The organism is Paenibacillus sp. FSL H8-0261 (assembly GCF_045040645.1).
Classification (GTDB): domain Bacteria; phylum Bacillota; class Bacilli; order Paenibacillales; family Paenibacillaceae; genus Paenibacillus_AQ.
The window spans coordinates 3,541,058-3,561,367 of the sequence record NZ_CP150297.1; the positions used below are offsets into that span (position 1 = coordinate 3,541,058).

Here is a 20,310-nt window from a genome sequence, read left to right on the forward strand (position 1 = left end):
TAGTAGCATTTTGACGGAGGCGTTGAGTTGATAATATTACTAATTTTAGGATTATTAAAACAAAATCCAGGGGCTCACGGTTATGAATTGTTATCCTTAATGGAAGAAAAACACTATAAATATATAGTGAATTTCACCAAAGGGTCCTTTTATTATAATCTTGGGCAATTAGTAGAGAAAAAGTATATTGTAAAAGTTGACCAAAGAGACAGCACCAGAGAGACACATAATTATAACATCACGGAATTAGGGGAAAAAGAGTTTGAAAAGTTGATGTTCAAATATGGGTCTAAGACAGACTATATAAACCTATCTTTTTATGTAGCAATGTTATTTTCAGATGAATATAAAAAAGAAGAGCTAACTAAATTAATAGAAATACAAATCGAACAAACTAAAAATAAGATTTCTTTAATACAGCTATCTCTTGAGAACGATGAAAATATCACTGCTTATTTTAAAAAAATGTTAGAAAATTCACTTTCCCACCATATAGTAAATGTTCAATGGTTTGAAGGTTTGCTTGAAGATATAAAAAAAGAAAACTGATCACAGCACAACTGTTATTCTAGTAACCTATTTGAACATACGTTTTTCTAGTTCATATTGATAAAGATCATGAATTTCTTTGTTTTCAATATCTTGACCTACAAAAAAAACTAAAGTTGGGTCACTCGCGGGATATGCATAAGTAAGGTATGTTCGGTGCATAAAATCATAGTCCATCTTTTTTAACTTGAAGTCAATTTGATACTTATCTTCTAAATAGACTTCGAATTGTTTTTTATGGGCTATGGACTTCCATGGTAATCCGAAGAATAAAAAGTATATTCCTATAAGGAATATCAAAAAAATTATTAGAATGAGCGATTTTTTACTTAGAATAGGGTGTTTCATATATTAATAACCCTCCTTGTAAAATAAGACAAAAGCGAGCCTCTAAAATCACTTTTAGGCTCGTTTTGCGTTTCGTGAATTGTATTTACTTATTTTAGAATCCTGCCCACTACTAGAATATATTTTAAATAGTCGCCATAATTGCCTGCTGTAAACTCCGTTTTCTGCTGAAATACTTGATCTTTTGTGAGGGCTGGACGAGGACGTAGTTGTTCTGTTGTTGGGTTAAGATCAGCTTCCATTTGAAAGGTATTATTAAATATAACCAAAACATGTAGATCTTCTTTACCTTTAGGCATAGAAATTCCACTAATATTTTTTGCGCTTAAATTGATATTTCCCTGTTGAAGCTTATTTTCACTTAGTTCACTCAGCGTCAAATCAAAAGTGGTTGGTAAAATTCCGTTCTGATTAGCAATTCTATCAGGAGGAATGTCCGATTCCTTAATAGACTTTACCATATTAAATCCGTTGATCGCTTCATCTTCCAAGTGCAAAATACCCGTTTGGCTATCGTGAGTTCCCCTTAAATTCATATTATCCAACAGTACACGAATAGGTAACATAAAAGATTGTTTGTATACTACTGGAACAGTATCCATTGTTTTCACTACACCATCTACTATTATCTTATTCGAATTCTCTGTTAAAATAATTTTCTTACCATTCTTTTCAATTATTGCTTGTTTTAATTCGGCATTATACGACACTGAAGCTCCTAGTAGTTCACTTACTGCACGAAGGGGAACTATTAATCTTTGTTTGCTATCAATATAAGGTTGCTTTGGATAAGTGTAGAGAATATTGTACTCATTGATTTGCAATAGAACAGGGGAGTTTATTGTAGTAGACGCTGCAAAAGATGGATACGAAGGACCAAATAATAGGGTACTCGCTAAAGTAACAGCTAAACTGAGCTTTAGTAATTTCAATCAAGTCACCTCCAGATATTTTTTAAATAAACCCGAATAAGTGTTACTGTCATAAACACCAATTATAATATCGTGCAAGCGAACTTACAGTAAGTATATGATAAAAAATGTAATAAGGATGTAAGTAATTTTGCCCGCTACATTGTTGCGGTAACAATCAACAACATACTAACGGTACCTGTAAAAAATATTTTGACATATCTAACAGGTACCGTTATAATAAAAACCAACAGGTACCGTCACAAAGATTAACAGGTACCATACAAACTTTATGGAGGATCCAATATGGACATGAATACTGAATTATATGAAAAACTCGCGAAACTGCAATGGCTGCTGCAACGACAACACTTAAAAACACATGCTGCTGTTGGCCCTATGGCCGACACATCCCGCGGGCAAGGCAGGATACTGGCATTTCTCCGGATGAAAGATGGTATCAGCACCAAAGATTTATCCTATATGCTGGACATCCGTGTATCATCCCTCAATGAATTGCTTGCAAAATTGGAAAAAGCCGAATATATCACCCGTAAGCCATCAGAAACAGACAAACGCATCATGTTGATTTACTTAACCCAAAAAGGACAAGAGGAAGAGGGGCAAGAGATAGACAGCGTCAACATATTTTCTAGCCTATCTTCAGAAGAGCAGGTTGCTTTCGGGGATTACTTAACCCGCGTAATTATGGCTTTAGAAGAAGAGCTTGGAACGGACGGAGAACGTGATGTAATGGCTATGTGGATGGAGGCTGCAAAGGAGCGTATGGGTACAGAGGAATTCGAAAAACTAATGGCCATGCGTGGACAAATGCAAAAAATGTGGGGGAATTCTAGGGACGAACGCTTTAGCGGAAGGTTCCCTGGCTTTGGCGGGGAAGGGCATCGTGATATGCGCGGATTCGGCTGGCCTTCCAGAGATGGAAGAAATTCGTCACCAGACCAGTCACATGATCCGGACGATAAGTAAGCAAAGTCTTTTCGTCAAACAGTAGCAGTGGCGTGCCTTTTACAAAGGAAAGCTGAACGGCAAAGGCGGCGCAATGACGTACTTTCTTGGAAACTGAAGAACAGTTAATTTCGCACACCAACCCCGTAAAGTCGATGTTACGGTACGGGGTTGTTTGTTGCTGCGTCATGATTCATATTCAATAAATAGTTAGAATTCTAAGTAATTTGAATACCAAATAGATGAAGAAAGTGGTGACCCACATGGATGCAGAAAACCTTCATTACTTTGAAAAAGCACCCATCTCAAAAGCCGTAGCTCACTTCGGTATACCGATGATGTTAGGCATGTCAATGAGTGTCATATATTCCATCTTGAATGCCTATTTCCTTGGCACACTGGGCAATACGGCTATGTTAACCGCACTTGCACTAACCTTGCCGTTATTCGCGATCATTATGGCGCTAGGAAACTTGATTGGCATGGGCAGTGGTACATTCATCTCCCGCTTGCTAGGGGAGAAAAAATATGATGATGTTAAGCATGTATCTTCATTCGCTTTTTACAGCAGTTTAGTTATCGGTCTTATCGTGATGGCTGTTGGCCTCCCGTTGATTGATCCAATTGTTCATGGTCTGGGAGCGACGCCCGACTCCTTCGGATTTACAAAGGACTATGTAACGATTATGCTTATTGGTTCACCATTCGTTGTATTATGCTTCACATTGGAGAATATCGTTCGCTCGGAAGGTTCAGCAATCACATCGATGATTGGGATGATTCTAAGTGTTGTCGTGAATATTATTCTCGATGCGCTAGTTATCTTCGTCTTCCATTGGGACGTGATTGGCGTTGCGACTGCTACGGTCATCTCTAACTTGGTTGCGAGCGCATTCTACGCCTACCATTTGGGTTATAAAAGCCAATTCTTAACTGTCTCTTTTAAATGGTTCAAAGCTACCAAGGATATACTGAGCAATGTATTCAAAATCGGAGTTCCCGTCTTTATTATGAGCATCTTCTTGGGTGCAATGTCACTCATATTGAACCATTTTCTAGTCGAATATGGAGATCAAGCCATAGCGGGGTTCGGAATTTCATCCCGTTTATTGCAATTACCTGAGTGTATTCTGATGGGTTTATGCGAGGGAGTCGTGCCGCTCATTGCCTTCTCTTTTACAGCGAATAAATTACGCATGAAGCATGCCATCGGATTCACGATCAAAGCGATAATAGCTTTAGCTGTCGTGTTCGGCGTTATCGTCTATCTTATTTCCGACCACTTAATTGGCTTATTTACGAATGACCCGCAATTAATTGAGATGGGCAGCTACATTCTGCATGTGACATTCTTATCCTTGTTTATTACAGGAATGACTTCGTTGTTTACCGGGATCTTCCAAGCTACAGCGCAAGGAACTGCTGCATTTATAATGTCAATTATTCAAGGAGTTACTCTGATTCCTGTGTTGTATATAGCCAATCGAATGAATGGTTTCCATGGTGTGGTCTGGTCGCTCGTCATTTCGGATGCCGTTGCGTTCCTTGTTGGTGCCATCATGCTGTATGTTCTGCGGAACAAGATGCAGCCGGATTTAAATGCTTTAGCACAGTAGAATACAGAGTCTTAAGTTGATATATTAAGTTCATCTTCTAATATAAATTTTACAGTATAAAGGTGGAGCCTAGAGTATGGTTGATTTTGAATGGTATAGAAGCTTTTGCACAATATATAAGTATCAATCGATTTCTGAAGCCGCAAAAACCCGCATGATGACGCAGCCAGCCATGAGTCAGCACTTAGCCGCCTTGGAGGCGGAGGTGGGAGAAACTTTATTTATTCGGTCGACTAGAAAAATCACCCCAACAGAGCGGGGAAAGGAGTTATATTCCCAGCTCGCTCCACTTATAGAATCATTAGAGAATACGACAATGAGCTTTAAATCGGCTTCTTTGCCTACGCTGAGTGTGATCAAGCTGGGAGCGGCGCATGAGTTTTTCAGTGAAAAAATACTGCCACGGCTTCCTGAATTTAATACATGTACCATTTCGCATTTTGGAACCTCCGAGCAATTGCTAGAGCTTCTGAAGGAAGACAAGCTAGACATTCTCATTATGTCAAAAAGGTTCCAAACTCCCGGTATCGAGTATTTGAAATTAATGGATGAAGAGTTTGTTATAGTAGCTCCAAGCAATTATGAAATCCTTGAATTTGATAATCTGAAGCTTGAAGAGCAATGGCTCTCTGAACAGAAATGGATCAGCTATGGCTTGGAATTGCCGATAATAAGAAGAATTTGGAGAGAACATTTTAAGAAACGTCCTGAAATTAGACCTATTCATATCATTCCTAATTTACACATGATCCTGAAGGCAGTTGAGCTCGGGGTGGGCTTGAGTGTCATACCTACATACCTCTTGCTAAACTCGTTAAAAGAAGGCAAATCAAAAGTTGTTTTTAAGCATTTAAAAGTAAAAAACGAGTTATATATCGCTTATCAGTTAAAGAATAAGCATTTGCCTCTGATTCATGAGATCATATCTATCCTAAGAGAAAAGAAGATGGATTAGCTAGTATTATTTATAAAATAATTTATGAATAAATGATTATTTCATAATTTGTTTTATTTATGTTTTGGAGCTTACAATAAAGAAGCAGCAAAATTAATTGAGACTGGCACCACACTTTGTTTGTCGAATGGACAAGCATCAACAGCATAGATGAGGAGGAAATATTATTATGAAAGTGTTTATCACAGGAGCTTCAGGCTATATCGGCGGGTCGGTGGCTAAAGGTTTACTTGATGCCGGGCATACTGTCTTTGGTCTGGTTCGCAATCCCGATAAGGTGGAAGCATTAAGGGATATTGGTATAGAGCCTATACTCGGCACGTTGGAAGATACGGATACGCTAACGAAATATGCTAAGCTCAGCGATGCAGTAATTCACACAGCCGATTCAGATCATTTGCTGGCAGTTGAAACTTTTATAGCTGCTCTACGTGGAAGTGGAAAACCATTTTTGCATACATCGGGTTCAAGTGTGGTTGGAGATGATGCCCGTGGCGAAACGGCGAGCGAACAAATTTTTGACGAGGAAACACCATTTGTACCTATGGATATTAGGGAAAACCGCGTAGCGATAAACAACCTCGTACGCAAGGCTGGAATTGAGGATTGGGTGAGAAGCATCGTGATAGTCCCATCTATGATTTATGGTGATGCACTAGCGTTGCCTGTGGAAAGCGATCAATTGCCGCAGATTATTCGCAAGTCGAGAGAGCTGCAGGCAGGCGTTCACGTAGGTAAAGGCGTAAATCGCTGGTCTAATGTCCACATCAAAGATTTGGTACAACTGTATGTATTGGCACTTGAAAAAGCACCGTCTGCATCGTATTTCTTTGCCGAAAATGGGGAGGAATCTTATGGGGACATCGCCAAATCTGTCAGCGAGGCGTTAGGCTTTGGGGGCAAGACCATAAGCTGGCCCGCAGACGAAGCGATAGCAGAACTTGGAGACTGGGCGCGTTTTGCTATCGCCTCGAACAGCCGTGTGCGTGCCACCCATGCAAGAAATCTACTTGCTTGGGCTCCGAAGGAAGAGTCGCTGCTTAGCTGGATAAAAAATAATTTGCAATAATAAACCACTGAAAAATGATTCCTCCATGTTTAAATTTGACGATTACCACGAATAACATATACGCAAAAGAAGCCGCCTACAAGGTGGCTTCTTTTGCGAAAAACGTCATAAGCTAGCCTATCTTAAAAAGAACAATAGCTAAATTTTAACACTGACTTCTCCATTTGAAAGATATTCCTCGTCACCATTTTCATATCTGACTTTCAGATGGCAATCGTTATCGATATCAATGGCTGTTGCCTTAAGCTGTTCATTATTCTTTATCACTGTTACGGGTTTGCCAAGTGAAATTAACCGTTTTCTATATTCGGTAAGAAACAATCTGTCCGTTAATTGCTCATAATATCTCATGAAATTGTTCAGTACTTCTGCTACCAGTCGGTTGCGGAGATCACCATAAGAATTGTTTTCAGAAATTACAGTTGTTGCAATCTCGGTAAGGTCGTTAGGAAAGCCGTCGAACGGTAGCGCTACATTGATACCAATACCAAGAACGGCATAATCAAGCCAGCCGTTTTCCAGTGACACGGATGCTTCAGTAAGAATCCCACACACCTTTTTACCTTCCATGAAGACATCATTCACCCATTTAATCTGCGTTTCTTTACCGGATACGCTCTCGATGGAAAGGGCGACTGCAACAGCGGCGCAAGTGGTCAGCAGAGCGGAATCTGTTGCTGACAGCTTGGGACGCAGCAGGATACTCATATAGATACCCGTTCCCGGTGGAGAAAAGAATTTTCGGCCCATTCTCCCGCGTCCAGCGGTCTGTTCTTCGGAAAGGATCACCTTACCCTCAGCTTCTCCATTTGAGGCAAGGCTTTTTACGGCTTCATTCGTTGAAGATAGTGTCTTAAAGACTTCTAAACGTAACTTTTTCCCCTGGGTATCCAGATATTTTGAAATTGCACTTGCAGATAGGATATCTGTTTGAGGTGACATGGAATATCCTTTATTAGTTACAGCTTGTATGGAATATCCGTCTGTCTGTAACGATTTTATGGCTTTCCAGACAGCGCTGCGCGTCACGGATAACTGAACGGCTATTTCCTCGCCAGAAAAGTATTCACCCTTATTACTGTCGAGCAAGGCAAGAATATGTTCTTTTACTGTCATGAACTTAAACCTCCAAAAGTATAACTCTCCGACCAAAACCCATTGAATATAATAACATCCAACGATTGCGACTGAATACTCTAATTCTATATAACAATTGGAAAAACTCAAGCTTGGTATTTCACTCTATTGTAAACCTTTAAAAATATTATGGTTTACAATCAATAATATCTCCATTATAATTCAGCTTACTGGACGTATTTACTAACCAGAATACAATTATTTATATCCAATGGAGGTCAATTTTTTGAAGACAAAAGAACTTATTTATGCTGCATTATTCGCAGCACTTATCGCGGTGCTGGGCATGATTCCACCCATCCCCCTCGGCTTCATCCCCGTTCCGATCACTGCCCAGACGCTTGGCGTCATGTTAGCTGGATGTTTTCTGGGGAAACGGATGGGCGCCCTCAGTCTAGTCATTTTCATCATTCTGGTAGCCATTGGACTGCCTGTACTGACTGGTGGCCGCGGCGGAATCGCAGTGCTCATTGGTCCTTCTGCAGGATACATATTTAGCTTCCCTATCGCGGCCGGCCTTATCGGCTGGTATTCTGAAAAAATCTGGCCGAAGGTCCGAACTTGGAAGCTGATAGCGATCAACATAATCTTTGGTGTATTACTAGTGAGTCTGATTGGTGCACCAGTCATGGCATTAATAACCAATACGTCGATCTGGGCTGGACTTGTCGGAGCGCTAGCCTTTCTTCCGGGGGACATCATCAAAGCCGTTATAGCAGCCGTCATAACGATGCAGCTGAAAGCAATTAGCCCTATTGAAGAAAAAACACAAATATAAAGTGATGTGAAACTCGGGTAAATGAAACCCGGGTTTTTTTATTGAAAAATAATATGGTTATAGATGTGAATTTGTTTATACTATAAAAATTAAAATGAAATTGAAATAGGGTGGATAACAATGGATAAGGGATTTAATTTAGCTAGCCAACTATTAACGCTGCTTGATACGGAACAAAGATGGTTTACCTTAGCCGAAGTGGAAAAAAGTTTAGGGATCTCAGATAAGACAATACGGAAGATGGTGGAGGAAATCAGCAAGCAACTACCCTCTACTGTAACCATTGAAGTTTCTAGAGGTAAGGGAATCGTTCTTCTACGTGATGGGCAAAGTACGATAAGTGAAGTGATTTCTTCTATGTTCAGACAAACCATTTTTTATCGGCTGATGCATTTATTGTTTACGAATGCTGGTCGAATGTCTGTGGAGGAGCTTTCTGAAGCCATGTTTATGAGTACCTCGTCTTTGAAGAAGCTGATTGTGGAATTAAATAATAATGATCTAAAAGCGTATAAGTTACGCATTAGTTACTCTACACCTGTGATCAAAGGGAATGAAATGAATATTCGGTATTTTTATTGGAATTTATATTGTGATGCGTATGAGTTTACAGGATGGCCCTTTGCGAATGTCGATTTTGCTTATATAAATCAGTTGATCACAAATATAGAGAATGAGAATAACATTGTATATTTTATCAATTCCAAAAGGAAATTGTCCTTTTTGTTGGCAATTGTAATAGAAAGAGCTGCTAAAGGAAATTGTGTAACCATCGACGAAAATGCATACCCCTGGGAAAAGGGGATGTTTTATATACCAGTGAGAGCCATAGCAGAGCGTCTTGAAGAAAAGCTGTCTATCGAATTTCCAAAGAGTGAAATATTCTTTATGCAATCCATGGTTAGTCTCAGCCAATATCATTATTATGAAGGGTCAGAGATCACTCCGATTAAAGAAGTCGAACTACACAAAAATAAAGAAGAATATCAAATGGGGAATCTGCTTCTAATGTTGTTGGCAAAGGTATACCCGAACTTGGATATGCATGAACGATTTATCTTGGAGATTTACGGGTTCTTTGACAAGTTATTAATCGAAAATGCCATTCCGGAATGGATGATGATTTCGAAAAGTCATTTAACAACATATGTAGAGCAGGAGTGCCAGCAGATTTATCAAGAAATGCAAACCTGTATGCAAACGTGGAATAAAACTTACCCTTCCGTTCTCTTCAATAATTTTCATTTAACAAAACTAACCTTAATTGTCCGCTCGAGTTTACGTTATAAGAGTAAGAGGGCTTTCTTAGTGATCGGGGAGGAATTTTCAATTCGTCATTACATAGCAGATTTGATAAAGAAGGAAATAGGGGATCAGTTGATCCTTAATACCTCCATTATGAAAGGGCTAACCGACGAGATCATGCAGCAAAATAATATTGATCTTGTCATTAGTAATATCCCGGTTGCACTAAAGACCGTGCCTGTTGTTATTATTTCTACGATCCCTTCTAAAAGAGATTTGGACAATATCCGTAAAGAATTGCTTTTATAATTTGACCAATTATTTTCCGTTACCTACGTAAGTTTTTGGTCTAGTTTGTAATGTTAAAAAACCTTATGCTCAATCTAGTTTCGAAACTGATTTTACTTGAGGCCAAGTGGAAAGCGATTTCGGTAAACCTCAGTTTACTATTAAAAGTTGGAGGAAGAACTATGAGTAGGCATTTAGGTGCAAATAAGGGAGAAATAGCAGAGCGCGTTTTGCTCCCAGGAGATCCTTTACGTGCAAAATTTGTAGCAGAACACTTTTTAGAGGGGGCTAATTGTTATAACGAAGTAAGAGGGATGTATGGATACACTGGATTATACAAAGGTGTACCGGTGTCGGTTCAGGGGACAGGGATGGGAAATCCATCGATGAGTATCTATGCTACAGAATTGATCGTCGATTATGAAGTTAAGAAATTGATTCGCATTGGTACATGTGGTGCGATGCAAAGTGAAATTAATATCCGCGATATTATAATAGCCCAAGCGGTGTCTTCAGACAGTAATATGACGGAGAAGATCTTTCATGGTTGTAATTTTGCACCTACAGCAGATTTTTCATTGTTAATGAAAGCGTATCAACAAGCACAAGCTAAAAATGCAAATGTTTTAGTTGGTAACATTTATAATTCTGATGAATTCTATCGTGAAAATTTAGATCGACTTCACAAGTTTATGGATTTTGGTGTATTAGCAGTAGAAATGGAAAGTACAGCCCTATACACTTTAGCCGCTAAATATGGTGTAAAAGCATTATCGATTTTAACAGTCGGCAGTCAATTGCTAAGACAGGAACACCTGACTCATAAAGAAAGTGAACAATCTTTTTATGAAATGGTCGAAATAGCCCTTAACACAGTCATTGATGGCTGATTTATGGATAAGAGCAGTGTTGTTAGAAAAGAGAGTGAGAAAGAAATGAAGGTAATACTGTCAGGATTGCAGTGGATGATTTTTATGATCGCTGGTGCAATTGCTGCACCCATTGCTATCGCAGATTTATATAACTTAACACCCATAGAAACTTCCGGGCTTATCCAGAGCACAATGATTACTTTGGGGATAGCTGGATTTTTACAAGGCCTGATGGGTCATAAATTCCCTATCCATGAAGGACCGGCAGGGTTATGGTGGAGCATTTTTACGATTTACGCAAGTTTAGTGGGGGGACTTTATTCTTCTAACAATGGTGCTTTACAAGCTTTAAGTGGGGCAATGATCATTAGCGGTGTGTTATTTATCCTAATTTCAGCATTTAAGCTAATGGATAAAATCGCTCGTCTATTTACTCCCACCATCACTTTTATTTATTTACTTTTATTGATCTTTCAATTAAGTGGATCTTTTATGAAAGGGATGATGGGGATTACCATAGCCCACACCACGTTAGATGTTAAAGTATTCATCCTTAGTGTGATTGTGGTTTGCATTACCTTTTGGTTAGGAAAAAGTCGCTTTGTAGTACTCAGCCAGTTTTCAATCATTTTCAGTATATTGATAGGCTGCCTATTATTTATTATCTGCGGTAATATACCAGTGTTTTCTCATGCGGATACTATATTTAAGCTACCGAAAATATTCCCATTTGGCAGACCTCAATTCGATGCTGGGACAATCACTACTGCATTTTTATTAACGCTGTTATTAATAACCAATGCAGTTGCGTCGATCCGTTTGATGGAGACCGTTATGAAACAAAAGCAAGTGGATCATCATCGTTATTTACGCGCCGGGTTTACTTCTGGAATTACGCATCTTATTAGTGGCGGTTTAGGAGCGGTCGGTTCTGTCCCTATCTCGGGAGCGGCAGGATATGTTGAACAAACAGGGATGAAGGAGCGCAGATCATTTTTAATTGGATGTTGCTTTGTGATCTCAATATCCTTATTTCCGCCAATGATGAATGTTATATCAGCGATTCCAGCTCCCATAGGCTATTCCGTTACCTTCGTCATTTTTGTGAAGATGGTCGGACTAGCGCTAAAGGAATTGAAGAAGGTCATTCATGAAGAACGAACATTTATCGTTAGTGGAATTTCCCTTTTAGTGGGTGTGGGATTAATGTTTATCCCTTCATCAGCTACGGCCCACTTATCTCCGATCGTGATAGCCATTTTAAATAATGGATTAATATGCGGAAGTCTGTTGGCAATTATTTTGGAACAAGGGTTAATGTGGAAAGATGCATTTCGATATGAGGATTCCAAAAAAATTAACCGATAATTTGGAGGGCTAAAAATGCATTATCTAATTTCTATTGCTGGTTTGGTTATTGTTCTATTACTGGCATGGCTAGGAAGTAACAATAAGAAAAAGATTAAATATCGACCAATCATTGTAATGATTGCTATTCAGATCGGTTTGGGATTAATTATACTAAAAACAAGTATAGGTGAATTCTTAATTAAAGGGTTTGCCGATAGTTTTGCAAAATTACTTGGATACGCCAATGAAGGGACTGACTTTGTTTTTGGTGGGATTGCAAATGAAGGGGCCCATACATTTTTCCTTTATGTTTTGATGCCAATTGTTTTTATGTCGGCATTAATTGGGATATTGCAGCATTACAAAATTCTCCCGTTCATTATCAAGTATATTGGTTTGGTACTAAGTAAAATAAATGGCATGGGCAAATTGGAGTCTTATAATGCAGTCGCAGCCGCAATTGTAGGACAAAATGAAGTGTTTATTTCGGTGAAAAACCAGCTTGGATTATTACCAAAACATCGCTTGTATACATTATGTGCGTCTGCAATGTCGACGGTATCCATGTCAATTGTTGGTTCATATATGACGATGCTAGAACCTCGGTATGTAGTAGCTGCATTGATATTAAACCTATTTGGCGGATTTATCATTTCATCCATCATTAATCCGTATGAAGTTACACCTGAAGAAGATATTGTTGAAGTTCAGGTAGAAGAAAAACAAACGTTTTTTGAAATGCTGGGCGAATATATTATGGATGGCTTTAAAGTAGCCATAGTAGTTGGTGTAATGTTGGTTGGTTTCGTTGGGATCATTGCATTAATTAACGGGGTCTTCAGCGGAGTATTCGGTATCTCGTTTCAAGGAATTTTAGGGTATGTCTTTGCACCCATTGCCTTTCTTATCGGTGTCCCATGGCATGAAGCTGTTGATGCAGGCAGTATCATGGCGACAAAGCTTGTTGCGAATGAATTCGTTGCTATGCTTGACTTTGTTAAGATCCAAGATGGTTTAAGTGGGCGTACTACAGCCATTGTCTCGGTTTTTCTAATCTCATTTGCTAACTTTGGGTCCATTGGTACCATTGTGGGTGCAGTGAAAGGCTTAAATGAAAAACAAGGGAATATTGTGGCTCGATTTGGATTAAAACTGTTATTTGGCGCCACACTTGTAAGCGTTTTATCCGCTCTGATCATCGGTATCATTTTTTAGTTAAACTTAGCGGATTTTCGTCATCGTTATGAATTCTGCACAAGACATCTTTGTATATAAAAAGCCGCTTTCTTAGCGGCTTTTTTTGTTGTGATTATAGAACAATTATTAAGATAGGAAATAGGAATAAGAATAATTGATTATCAAATGGGTTAATTAAAGAAGAACCGCCAGTTTTTACTCTTTTTCCGAGTCAGATAGCAAAAGTATTGACAACCTGTATATACAGGTTTAAACTGTGTGAAGTGTTTGAACTTGTATATACAGGTTTAATATTTGACATAAAGTAATTCTTTTGGAGGTGTTCAACTTGAGTCAGTCCCAGTATTCGGAGTGGTGGCGCCGGTCCACGGTGTATCAGGTGTACCCGAAGAGCTTTAAGGACACTACAGGCAACGGAACAGGAGATATTAAAGGACTTATTGAAAAATTAGATTATTTGCAGAAGCTTGGAATTGATATTGTCTGGTTACAGCCGGTCTATGTCTCGCCACAACATGATAACGGTTACGATGTTGCGGATTATGAAAATATCAACCCGGATTTTGGTACGATGGAGGATTTCGACGAGTTAGTACAGGAACTGCACAGACGTGAAATGAAGCTAATGATCGATATCGTGGTTAACCATACTTCAACAGAACATGAGTGGTTCAAACAGTCCATTTCAAGCAGGAACAATCCCTATCGTGATTACTACATCTGGAAGGACCCGGCTCCGGACGGTGGCTTACCCAACAATTGGCAGTCGAAGTTCGGAGGCCCTGCCTGGCAGTTTGATGAAGCTTCGGGACAATATTATCTTACTCTCTTCGATAAAACCCAGGCGGATCTGAATTGGGAGAACGAGAAGGTACGTAGAGCAGTGAATGATATGATGCTATTCTGGGCTAAAAAGGGTGTCGACGGCTTCCGCATGGATGTAATTAATTTAATCTCCAAGGATCAACGCTTCCCTAACGATGACGGGAGTGTTCCACCGGGGGATGGACGCAAGTTCTATACTGACGGTCCACGGGTTCATGAATACATCAAAGCGATGTACGAAGAGGTATTTGGTCCGTATGAGATGGTGACGGTCGGAGAGATGTCCTCAACTACATTGGAGCATTGCATCCGATACTCGAGTCCTAAAGAGCGGGAATTTTCCATGACTTTCAATTTTCATCATTTAAAAGTCGATTATCCGAATGGACAGAAGTGGGAGCTAATGCCCTATGATTTTGAGGCGATGAAAAGCTTGTTCACAGAGTGGCAGACCGGAATGCAGAAAGGTCAGGGCTGGAACGCCTTATTTTTTAACAATCACGATCAACCGCGTGCCCTCTCCAGATTCACTGATGATAAGGTCTACCGTGTAGAGAGTGCCAAGCTGCTTGCAACAACTCTGCATGGCCTTCAGGGAACACCTTATGTGTATCAGGGGGAAGAAATCGGGATGCCAAATCCGGTATGGAAGAGCATCGATGAGTTCCGTGACATTGAGTCACTGAATATGTACCGTATTTTGTGTGAACAAGGGAAAAGCCCTGAGACTGCCCTGAGTATTCTTCAGGAACGTTCACGGGACAATTCCCGTACGCCGATGCAGTGGGATGACAGCCGAAATGCCGGATTCACCACAGGTACTCCATGGCTGAAAGTTGATGAGCGGTATTCGGACATCAATGTGCAGAAGGAGCTAGCCAATCCCAATTCCATCTTCCATCATTACCGTAAGCTGATTGCACTACGCAAGGATTATGGGATATTCATTGAAGGTGTATTCAAGAGACTCGATGATGGTCATCCTGAAGTGTTCGCTTACGCCAGAACAGGTGATGGAGAGGCGCTTGTAGTGGTCTCGAACTTCAGCAGTAAAGAGATTACCTTCCGCTTTGAAGATAGTCACTGGGCAGAGTTATCATCAAGTGGTAAAGACGAGCTTCTGATTGGAAATACAACAGAAACACCTGCATTAACACAAGAGCTTCAGCTTAGTCCTTATGCTTCCTACATGTGGTTAATCCGCTAACGAGGTGTACTTGAGAAGGAGCACAAATCAATTATGTAAGGAGTGAAAATATGGCTATAGACCGCAAAAATGTTGAGGATATTGTACGGGCAGTTGGGGGCAAGGAGAATATAGAGGTTGCGACACATTGTGTAACCCGGCTGAGATTCTCGCTGTATGATGAGAGCAAGGTGGATTCGGAAGCCTTGGACCGCAACGAACTAGTAAAGGGACAATTTTCTAGCCAAGGGCAGTTTCAGATCGTTATCGGACCGGGAACTGTAGATAAAGTATACGATGAAATGATTCAGATCACTGGCGGTTCTCGTTCTTCCAAAGATGAAGTGAAATCCGCTGCTGCCCGAAAACAGAATCCGCTGCAGCGTGCGATCAAGACGCTGGCTGATATATTTATTCCTATTCTTCCAGCTATCGTAACCGCAGGTTTGCTGCTTGGGATCAATAATATTTTGACCGGGCCTGGTATCTTCTTTGATAATCAGTCGCTGGTGGATGTCTATCCCGCATGGAAAGACATTGCTGCGATTATTAATACGATTGCCAGCACAGCTTTTACCTTTTTACCAGCACTTATCGGTTGGGCAGCTGTTACACGTTTCGGCGGCAGTCCTCTGCTCGGGATCGTTTTGGGTCTCATTCTCGTGCACCCAGATCTATTAAGTGCCTATAACTATGCAAGTGCTTCCACTGAGGGTACTGTTCCAACCTGGAATTTGTTCGGCTGGCATTTGGAGAAGATCGGTTATCAGGGACAAGTATTGCCAGTGCTGGTTTCGGCCTATATTCTGGCAAGGCTGGAGAAGTTCCTCAACCGCCGGGTGCATGATTCCATTAAACTGCTGGTTGTTGCGCCAGTGACTTTACTGATTACAGGTTTTCTGGCCTTCACCATTATCGGACCGGTTACGTTTGGCATTGCCAATGCCATCACCTCTGGCCTGATCTTTGTATTTGATCATTTTGCGCTCCTTGGTGGCTTGATTTACGGAGGATTCTATGCGCTTCTGGTCATCACTGGTATGCATCATACCTTCTTGGCGGTTGATGTGCAGCTCATCGGCAGCGAGGGCGGCACTTTCCTCTGGCCGATGTTAGCGTTATCCAATATTGCACAAGGTGCCGCGGCACTGGCAATGATGTTCGTAGTCAGAGAACAAAAGGCAAAAGGCTTGGCGGCTACATCTTCCATCTCTGCATTCCTCGGCGTGACGGAGCCGGCGATCTTCGGAGTGAATATCCGCTATCGTTATCCTTTCATCTTCGGGATGATCGGCTCAGGGATTGCCGGTATGCTTCTTACCGTTAATCAGGTTCGCGCTTCTTCCATTGGCGTAGGCGGGATTCCCGGCTTCCTTTCGATATTCCCGAACCAGTGGGGCGTGTTCTTCATTGGTATGCTTATTGTTCTCATTGTGCCATTTGTCGCCACTGTACTCTACGGCCGTTCTGTGGTGGGGCGTTCCGAAAAGAACTCAGCTACAAAGGCTACTAGTACTGTGAGCGAGACAGACAATTTGAACAGCCGCCCTTCAGTTCAAGAGTCACAGGACTCCGTGAATATTCTGGAGCTTATCTCTCCGCTCAGTGGTACTGCAGTATCTCTAGAACAGGTGCCTGATCCTGCCTTTGCCGAGAAGCAGATGGGCGAAGGCATTGCAATCGAACCTTCTGAGGGTAAAGTATATGCACCCTTTGATGCTACAGTAGCTCATGTGATCAAGAGCAAACATGCGCTTATATTGGAGCATGCCAGTGGTGTACAAGTACTCATCCACGTTGGGATTAATACGGTGTCGCTTAAAGGCAGTGGTTTTACCACCCATAAGAATATTGGCGACAAGGTGCAGGCAGGCGAGCTTCTGCTAGAATTTGATATGGAAGCTATCCGCGCAGCAGGATACCCTTTGATTACTCCAATCATCATTCCTGCAGGTCAGGATATGGTGGATAAGATTGAGGAGAAGACTGGACCAGCTACAGCTAGACAATCTAGCATCTTGACTATTCATCTCAAGGGTTGATACAGGCTATATTGGCAAAGACTTTATATTACAGAAAGACAGCCCCTGGGGGCTGTTTTTCTGTAAATATAAGAATTCATATGTTCCACGCTATAAATTTCCCTCCAATTGAATCGATGCTTCCAAAGACATGACGTGATACAATAAAGGGCGGTGATCAAAATTGAGAGAAAATAAATATTTGCAAATTTATAATGAGTACAGCAACCAAATTCTTTCTGGACAACTGGTACCGGGAACCAAGCTGCCCTCTGAAAGTGAACTTGCTGAAGCTTACAGCACTTCACGAGAGACCGTTCGCAAAGCGCTGAACCTGCTGTTCCGTGAAGGATACATTCACAAAATTAAGGGCAGAGGCTCCTTTGTGCTTGATATGACGAGAATGGATTTCCCCGTTACCGGTCTGATTTCATTTAAAGAGATGGCCGATACATTGGGTACTGCCTCGCGGACACTGGTAGAGCGGACGATAAGTGAGCCGGCAGGCTCCGCGCTCGCCAGACATCTACAGATTCCGCCTGAAACCCTAGTTTGGAAAGTTATTCGTGCCAGAGAGATTGAAGGCGATCGGATCATTTTGGATAAGGATTATTTCCGGGCGGATATTGTTCCATTCTTAAGCGAGGAAATCGCGGAAGGCTCACTCTATGATTATCTGGAGCAGGAGTTGGGTCTTAAAATTAGTTATGCGAAGAAGCTGATATCCGTTGAGCCTTCTACTGAGGAGGATCATAGACTGCTTGATTTGAAGAGTTACACGCATATTGTAGTAGTACGAAACTATGTTTATTTGGAGAACACGGTGCTTTTCCAATATACCGAGTCCAGGCATCGACTGGATAAATTTCAGTTCGTGGATTTTGCTCGAAGAGTGAAACGTTAAGCTAAGCTTAAAGAGGGGTGTCCCAGTTTGGGATACGCCTTTTTTTCCAAAAAGGCACTATATTACCGATACAAGAAGGCTTGAGAAGTTTATTCCTACGTTCGCAAATAACGATATATTAAGAAAAAGGTTGCCCTCAGAGGCAGCTTTTTTATATGGCGTTCTAAAAAACAAGCTACCCCTGTCGATTCCTCATTCCTCATTACTCATAAAGCATCTCTCATATTTTTATATGATAATTATAGTTAATCGCTTCTGTGAAAAATAAGAGGAAGAGAGATTTATTTCAGTCTTTCTCTTAATGAGGTAGAGGGATAGAGACAACAAAACGCCTAAATCGTAATGACGTGGATAAGGAAAGTTGATTTCAATTTTCTTATGGTTGAAGGCAAAACCATGAATCCTCTCCTGGGTGCCAATAAACAGCCTTGTAATGAACATTTTCATAGTTCAGTTTTGAAATTCTTCTGGTACTGAGGAGAATACGAAAATCCACTCTTGACATTATAGGGTAGGGGGGTATAGTATTGCTACGTTGGTATTAAAAATTTTAATTATTGGTTACCAAAGGAGGAGAAAGAAAGTTATGAATAATCAAGCACAGACTTTACCGCAAGCCGATCCCAAACGCTGGATGGCGTTGGCCTTACTATGTCTTGCCAATTTTATGGTGATCATGGACACATCCATTATCGGCGTTGCACTGCCAGCCATCAAAGAAGCGCTCGGCTATACGCAGGCAAGTTTACAGTGGGTGTTTAATGCGTATGTCATATTCTTTGGCGGATTATTGTTACTTGGTGGTCGATTGTCCGATCTATTTGGTCAGCGCCGCATATTCATGTGGGGATTTTCCATTCTAACGTTAGCTTCCTTGCTGGCAGGACTCGCTTGGAACGAGGAAGCGCTTAATGTTGGTCGCGCCCTACAAGGATTTGGTTCCGCGTTAATAGCCCCATCCGCGTTAACGATTGTTATGATGCTCTTCGGTGGCAACCCCAAAGAACTAGGGAAAGCATTAGGCTTCTGGGGCGCATCAGCTGCTGCTGGCGGTTCAGCCGGCGTGTTTCTTGGCGGGGTCATTACCGAGTGGCTCAGCTGGCAATGGACCTTCCTCATCAATGTACCCGTTGGCATTATTGCATTACTCCTGTCGCCTGGACTTTTAGCCAAGGGAATGCGAAGAAAAGGCAGCATTGACGTCATTGGCTCCATCTTCGTCACAGCGGCTTTGGTTTTGGTGGTATATGGCATTGTTACTGCAGAACACAATGGATGGGGAGCGCCATCCACGTTGTGGACGCTTATTTCAGGAATCGTGTTATTTATCCTGTTCCTGATCGTTCAGGCAACTAAAAAAGAACCGCTTGTTCCACTGAAGATTTTTAAAACACCCAATCTGGCTGCAGGCAATATCGCGCTCATTATGCTGGCTGGGAGTTGGATTCCGCTGTGGTATTTCCTCAATCTCTATATGCAGCAGGTGCTAAAGTTTTCTGCTTTCGCCGGCGGAGTCGGCTTACTGCCGATGACGGTCCTAATTACTATCTTCATGATTTTGATTACCGGTAAATTAATCGGAAAATTCGGAATAAAAGCAAACTTGGTCATTGGATTGATTGCACTCGGGGGTTCGATGCTTCTGTTCGCTAGCAATACGCCGGTTGATGGAAACTTTATCGCCAACGTGCTTCCAGCTTCCTTGCTTGGTGCACTTGGCATGTCACTTGCCTATATTCCGGCTACGATGTCCGCCATGTCGGGGGCTAAACCCGAGGAAGCAGGGCTTGCATCGGGTCTCGCCAATACGAGCTACCAGATTGGGTCAGCTATCAGTTTGGCCATCATGGTTGCGATTGCGGGCTCAACAACTGCTTCCCAAACCGGTATTGACCCGGTCTCCGTGCTAAACGAAGGCTTTCAACAAGCTTTTATGTGGTCAGGTATCGTCGCTCTTGCAGGTGCTGTGCTAGCGTTTCTATTTATCCGTTCACCTAAGCAGGGTGAAGCAAGTGACAAGGTAGCTATGTAACCAATGAATCGAGCACCAGTGCCTAATCAACGGAGTTGACAGGACTCCATCGAATTAA

General features: G+C 41.3%; 16 protein-coding genes. 14 read left to right on the plus strand and 2 right to left on the minus strand.

Going from position 1 to position 20,310, the window contains the following annotated elements:
• Positions 1–27 precede the first annotated feature (27 nt).
• Complete coding sequence (locus MHI27_RS15705) at positions 28–549, plus strand: helix-turn-helix transcriptional regulator (RefSeq protein ID WP_341060846.1); 522 nt, start codon at positions 28–30, stop codon at positions 547–549.
• A 437-nt stretch (positions 550–986) separates the two neighbouring features.
• Here the strand turns inward: MHI27_RS15705 and MHI27_RS15710 are convergent, their stop codons facing one another.
• A complete protein-coding gene (locus MHI27_RS15710; protein WP_340969595.1) occupies positions 987–1,829 on the minus strand; it encodes a copper amine oxidase N-terminal domain-containing protein in 843 nt (280 codons plus the stop codon).
• 285 nt (positions 1,830–2,114) lie between these two features.
• Between MHI27_RS15710 and MHI27_RS15715 the strand changes: the two genes are divergently transcribed.
• From MHI27_RS15715 to MHI27_RS15730, 4 genes are all read left to right on the plus strand, one after another.
• On the plus strand, positions 2,115–2,798 hold the full coding sequence (locus MHI27_RS15715) for a MarR family winged helix-turn-helix transcriptional regulator (RefSeq protein ID WP_081382919.1): 684 nt from the start codon (positions 2,115–2,117) through the stop codon (positions 2,796–2,798).
• A 242-nt stretch (positions 2,799–3,040) separates the two neighbouring features.
• On the plus strand, positions 3,041–4,393 hold the full coding sequence (locus MHI27_RS15720) for an MATE family efflux transporter (protein WP_405174135.1): 1,353 nt from the start codon (positions 3,041–3,043) through the stop codon (positions 4,391–4,393).
• 76 nt (positions 4,394–4,469) lie between these two features.
• Positions 4,470–5,348, plus strand: coding sequence for a LysR family transcriptional regulator (locus MHI27_RS15725; protein ID WP_341125114.1), 879 nt, complete (start codon positions 4,470–4,472; stop codon positions 5,346–5,348).
• 169 nt (positions 5,349–5,517) lie between these two features.
• A complete protein-coding gene (locus MHI27_RS15730; protein WP_076283745.1) occupies positions 5,518–6,417 on the plus strand; it encodes an NAD-dependent epimerase/dehydratase family protein in 900 nt (299 codons plus the stop codon).
• A gap of 138 nt (positions 6,418–6,555) precedes the next feature.
• Here MHI27_RS15730 and MHI27_RS15735 read toward each other — a convergent pair whose 3' ends face one another.
• The gene (locus tag MHI27_RS15735; RefSeq protein WP_339264748.1) at positions 6,556–7,533 is read right to left on the minus strand and encodes a biotin--[acetyl-CoA-carboxylase] ligase; all 978 of its coding nucleotides are present in this window, start codon (positions 7,531–7,533) and stop codon (positions 6,556–6,558) included.
• Positions 7,534–7,780: 247 nt separating this feature from the next.
• Between MHI27_RS15735 and MHI27_RS15740 the strand changes: the two genes are divergently transcribed.
• The 9 genes from MHI27_RS15740 to MHI27_RS15780 all read left to right on the plus strand — a co-directional run bounded on the left by MHI27_RS15740 (position 7,781) and on the right by MHI27_RS15780 (position 20,252).
• Positions 7,781–8,332 (plus strand): biotin transporter BioY, encoded by a 552-nt coding sequence (locus MHI27_RS15740; protein WP_076283743.1) that lies wholly within the window; start codon positions 7,781–7,783, stop codon positions 8,330–8,332.
• Between the two features lie 120 nt (positions 8,333–8,452).
• Positions 8,453–9,886 carry a helix-turn-helix domain-containing protein gene (locus tag MHI27_RS15745; RefSeq protein ID WP_405174136.1) on the plus strand — a complete coding sequence of 478 codons (1,434 nt, stop codon included), beginning with the start codon at positions 8,453–8,455 and terminating at the stop codon, positions 9,884–9,886.
• A gap of 161 nt (positions 9,887–10,047) precedes the next feature.
• On the plus strand, positions 10,048–10,755 hold the full coding sequence (deoD, locus tag MHI27_RS15750; RefSeq protein ID WP_405174137.1) for a purine-nucleoside phosphorylase: 708 nt from the start codon (positions 10,048–10,050) through the stop codon (positions 10,753–10,755).
• 3 nt (positions 10,756–10,758) lie between these two features.
• Positions 10,759–12,105 (plus strand): purine/pyrimidine permease, encoded by a 1,347-nt coding sequence (locus MHI27_RS15755; protein WP_405174138.1) that lies wholly within the window; start codon positions 10,759–10,761, stop codon positions 12,103–12,105.
• Between the two features lie 15 nt (positions 12,106–12,120).
• Positions 12,121–13,302 (plus strand): NupC/NupG family nucleoside CNT transporter, encoded by a 1,182-nt coding sequence (locus MHI27_RS15760; RefSeq protein WP_042188403.1) that lies wholly within the window; start codon positions 12,121–12,123, stop codon positions 13,300–13,302.
• 310 nt (positions 13,303–13,612) lie between these two features.
• Positions 13,613–15,316 (plus strand): alpha,alpha-phosphotrehalase, encoded by a 1,704-nt coding sequence (gene treC / locus MHI27_RS15765; protein ID WP_405174139.1) that lies wholly within the window; start codon positions 13,613–13,615, stop codon positions 15,314–15,316.
• Positions 15,317–15,366: 50 nt separating this feature from the next.
• Positions 15,367–17,337 carry a PTS system trehalose-specific EIIBC component gene (treP, locus tag MHI27_RS15770; RefSeq protein WP_405174140.1) on the plus strand — a complete coding sequence of 657 codons (1,971 nt, stop codon included), beginning with the start codon at positions 15,367–15,369 and terminating at the stop codon, positions 17,335–17,337.
• Positions 17,338–17,500: 163 nt separating this feature from the next.
• Positions 17,501–18,220, plus strand: a complete 720-nt coding sequence (treR, locus tag MHI27_RS15775; protein WP_339795816.1) for a trehalose operon repressor — start codon at positions 17,501–17,503, stop codon at positions 18,218–18,220.
• A gap of 586 nt (positions 18,221–18,806) precedes the next feature.
• Positions 18,807–20,252 carry an MFS transporter gene (locus tag MHI27_RS15780; protein ID WP_405174141.1) on the plus strand — a complete coding sequence of 482 codons (1,446 nt, stop codon included), beginning with the start codon at positions 18,807–18,809 and terminating at the stop codon, positions 20,250–20,252.
• The last annotated feature ends 58 nt before the right edge of the window (positions 20,253–20,310 follow it).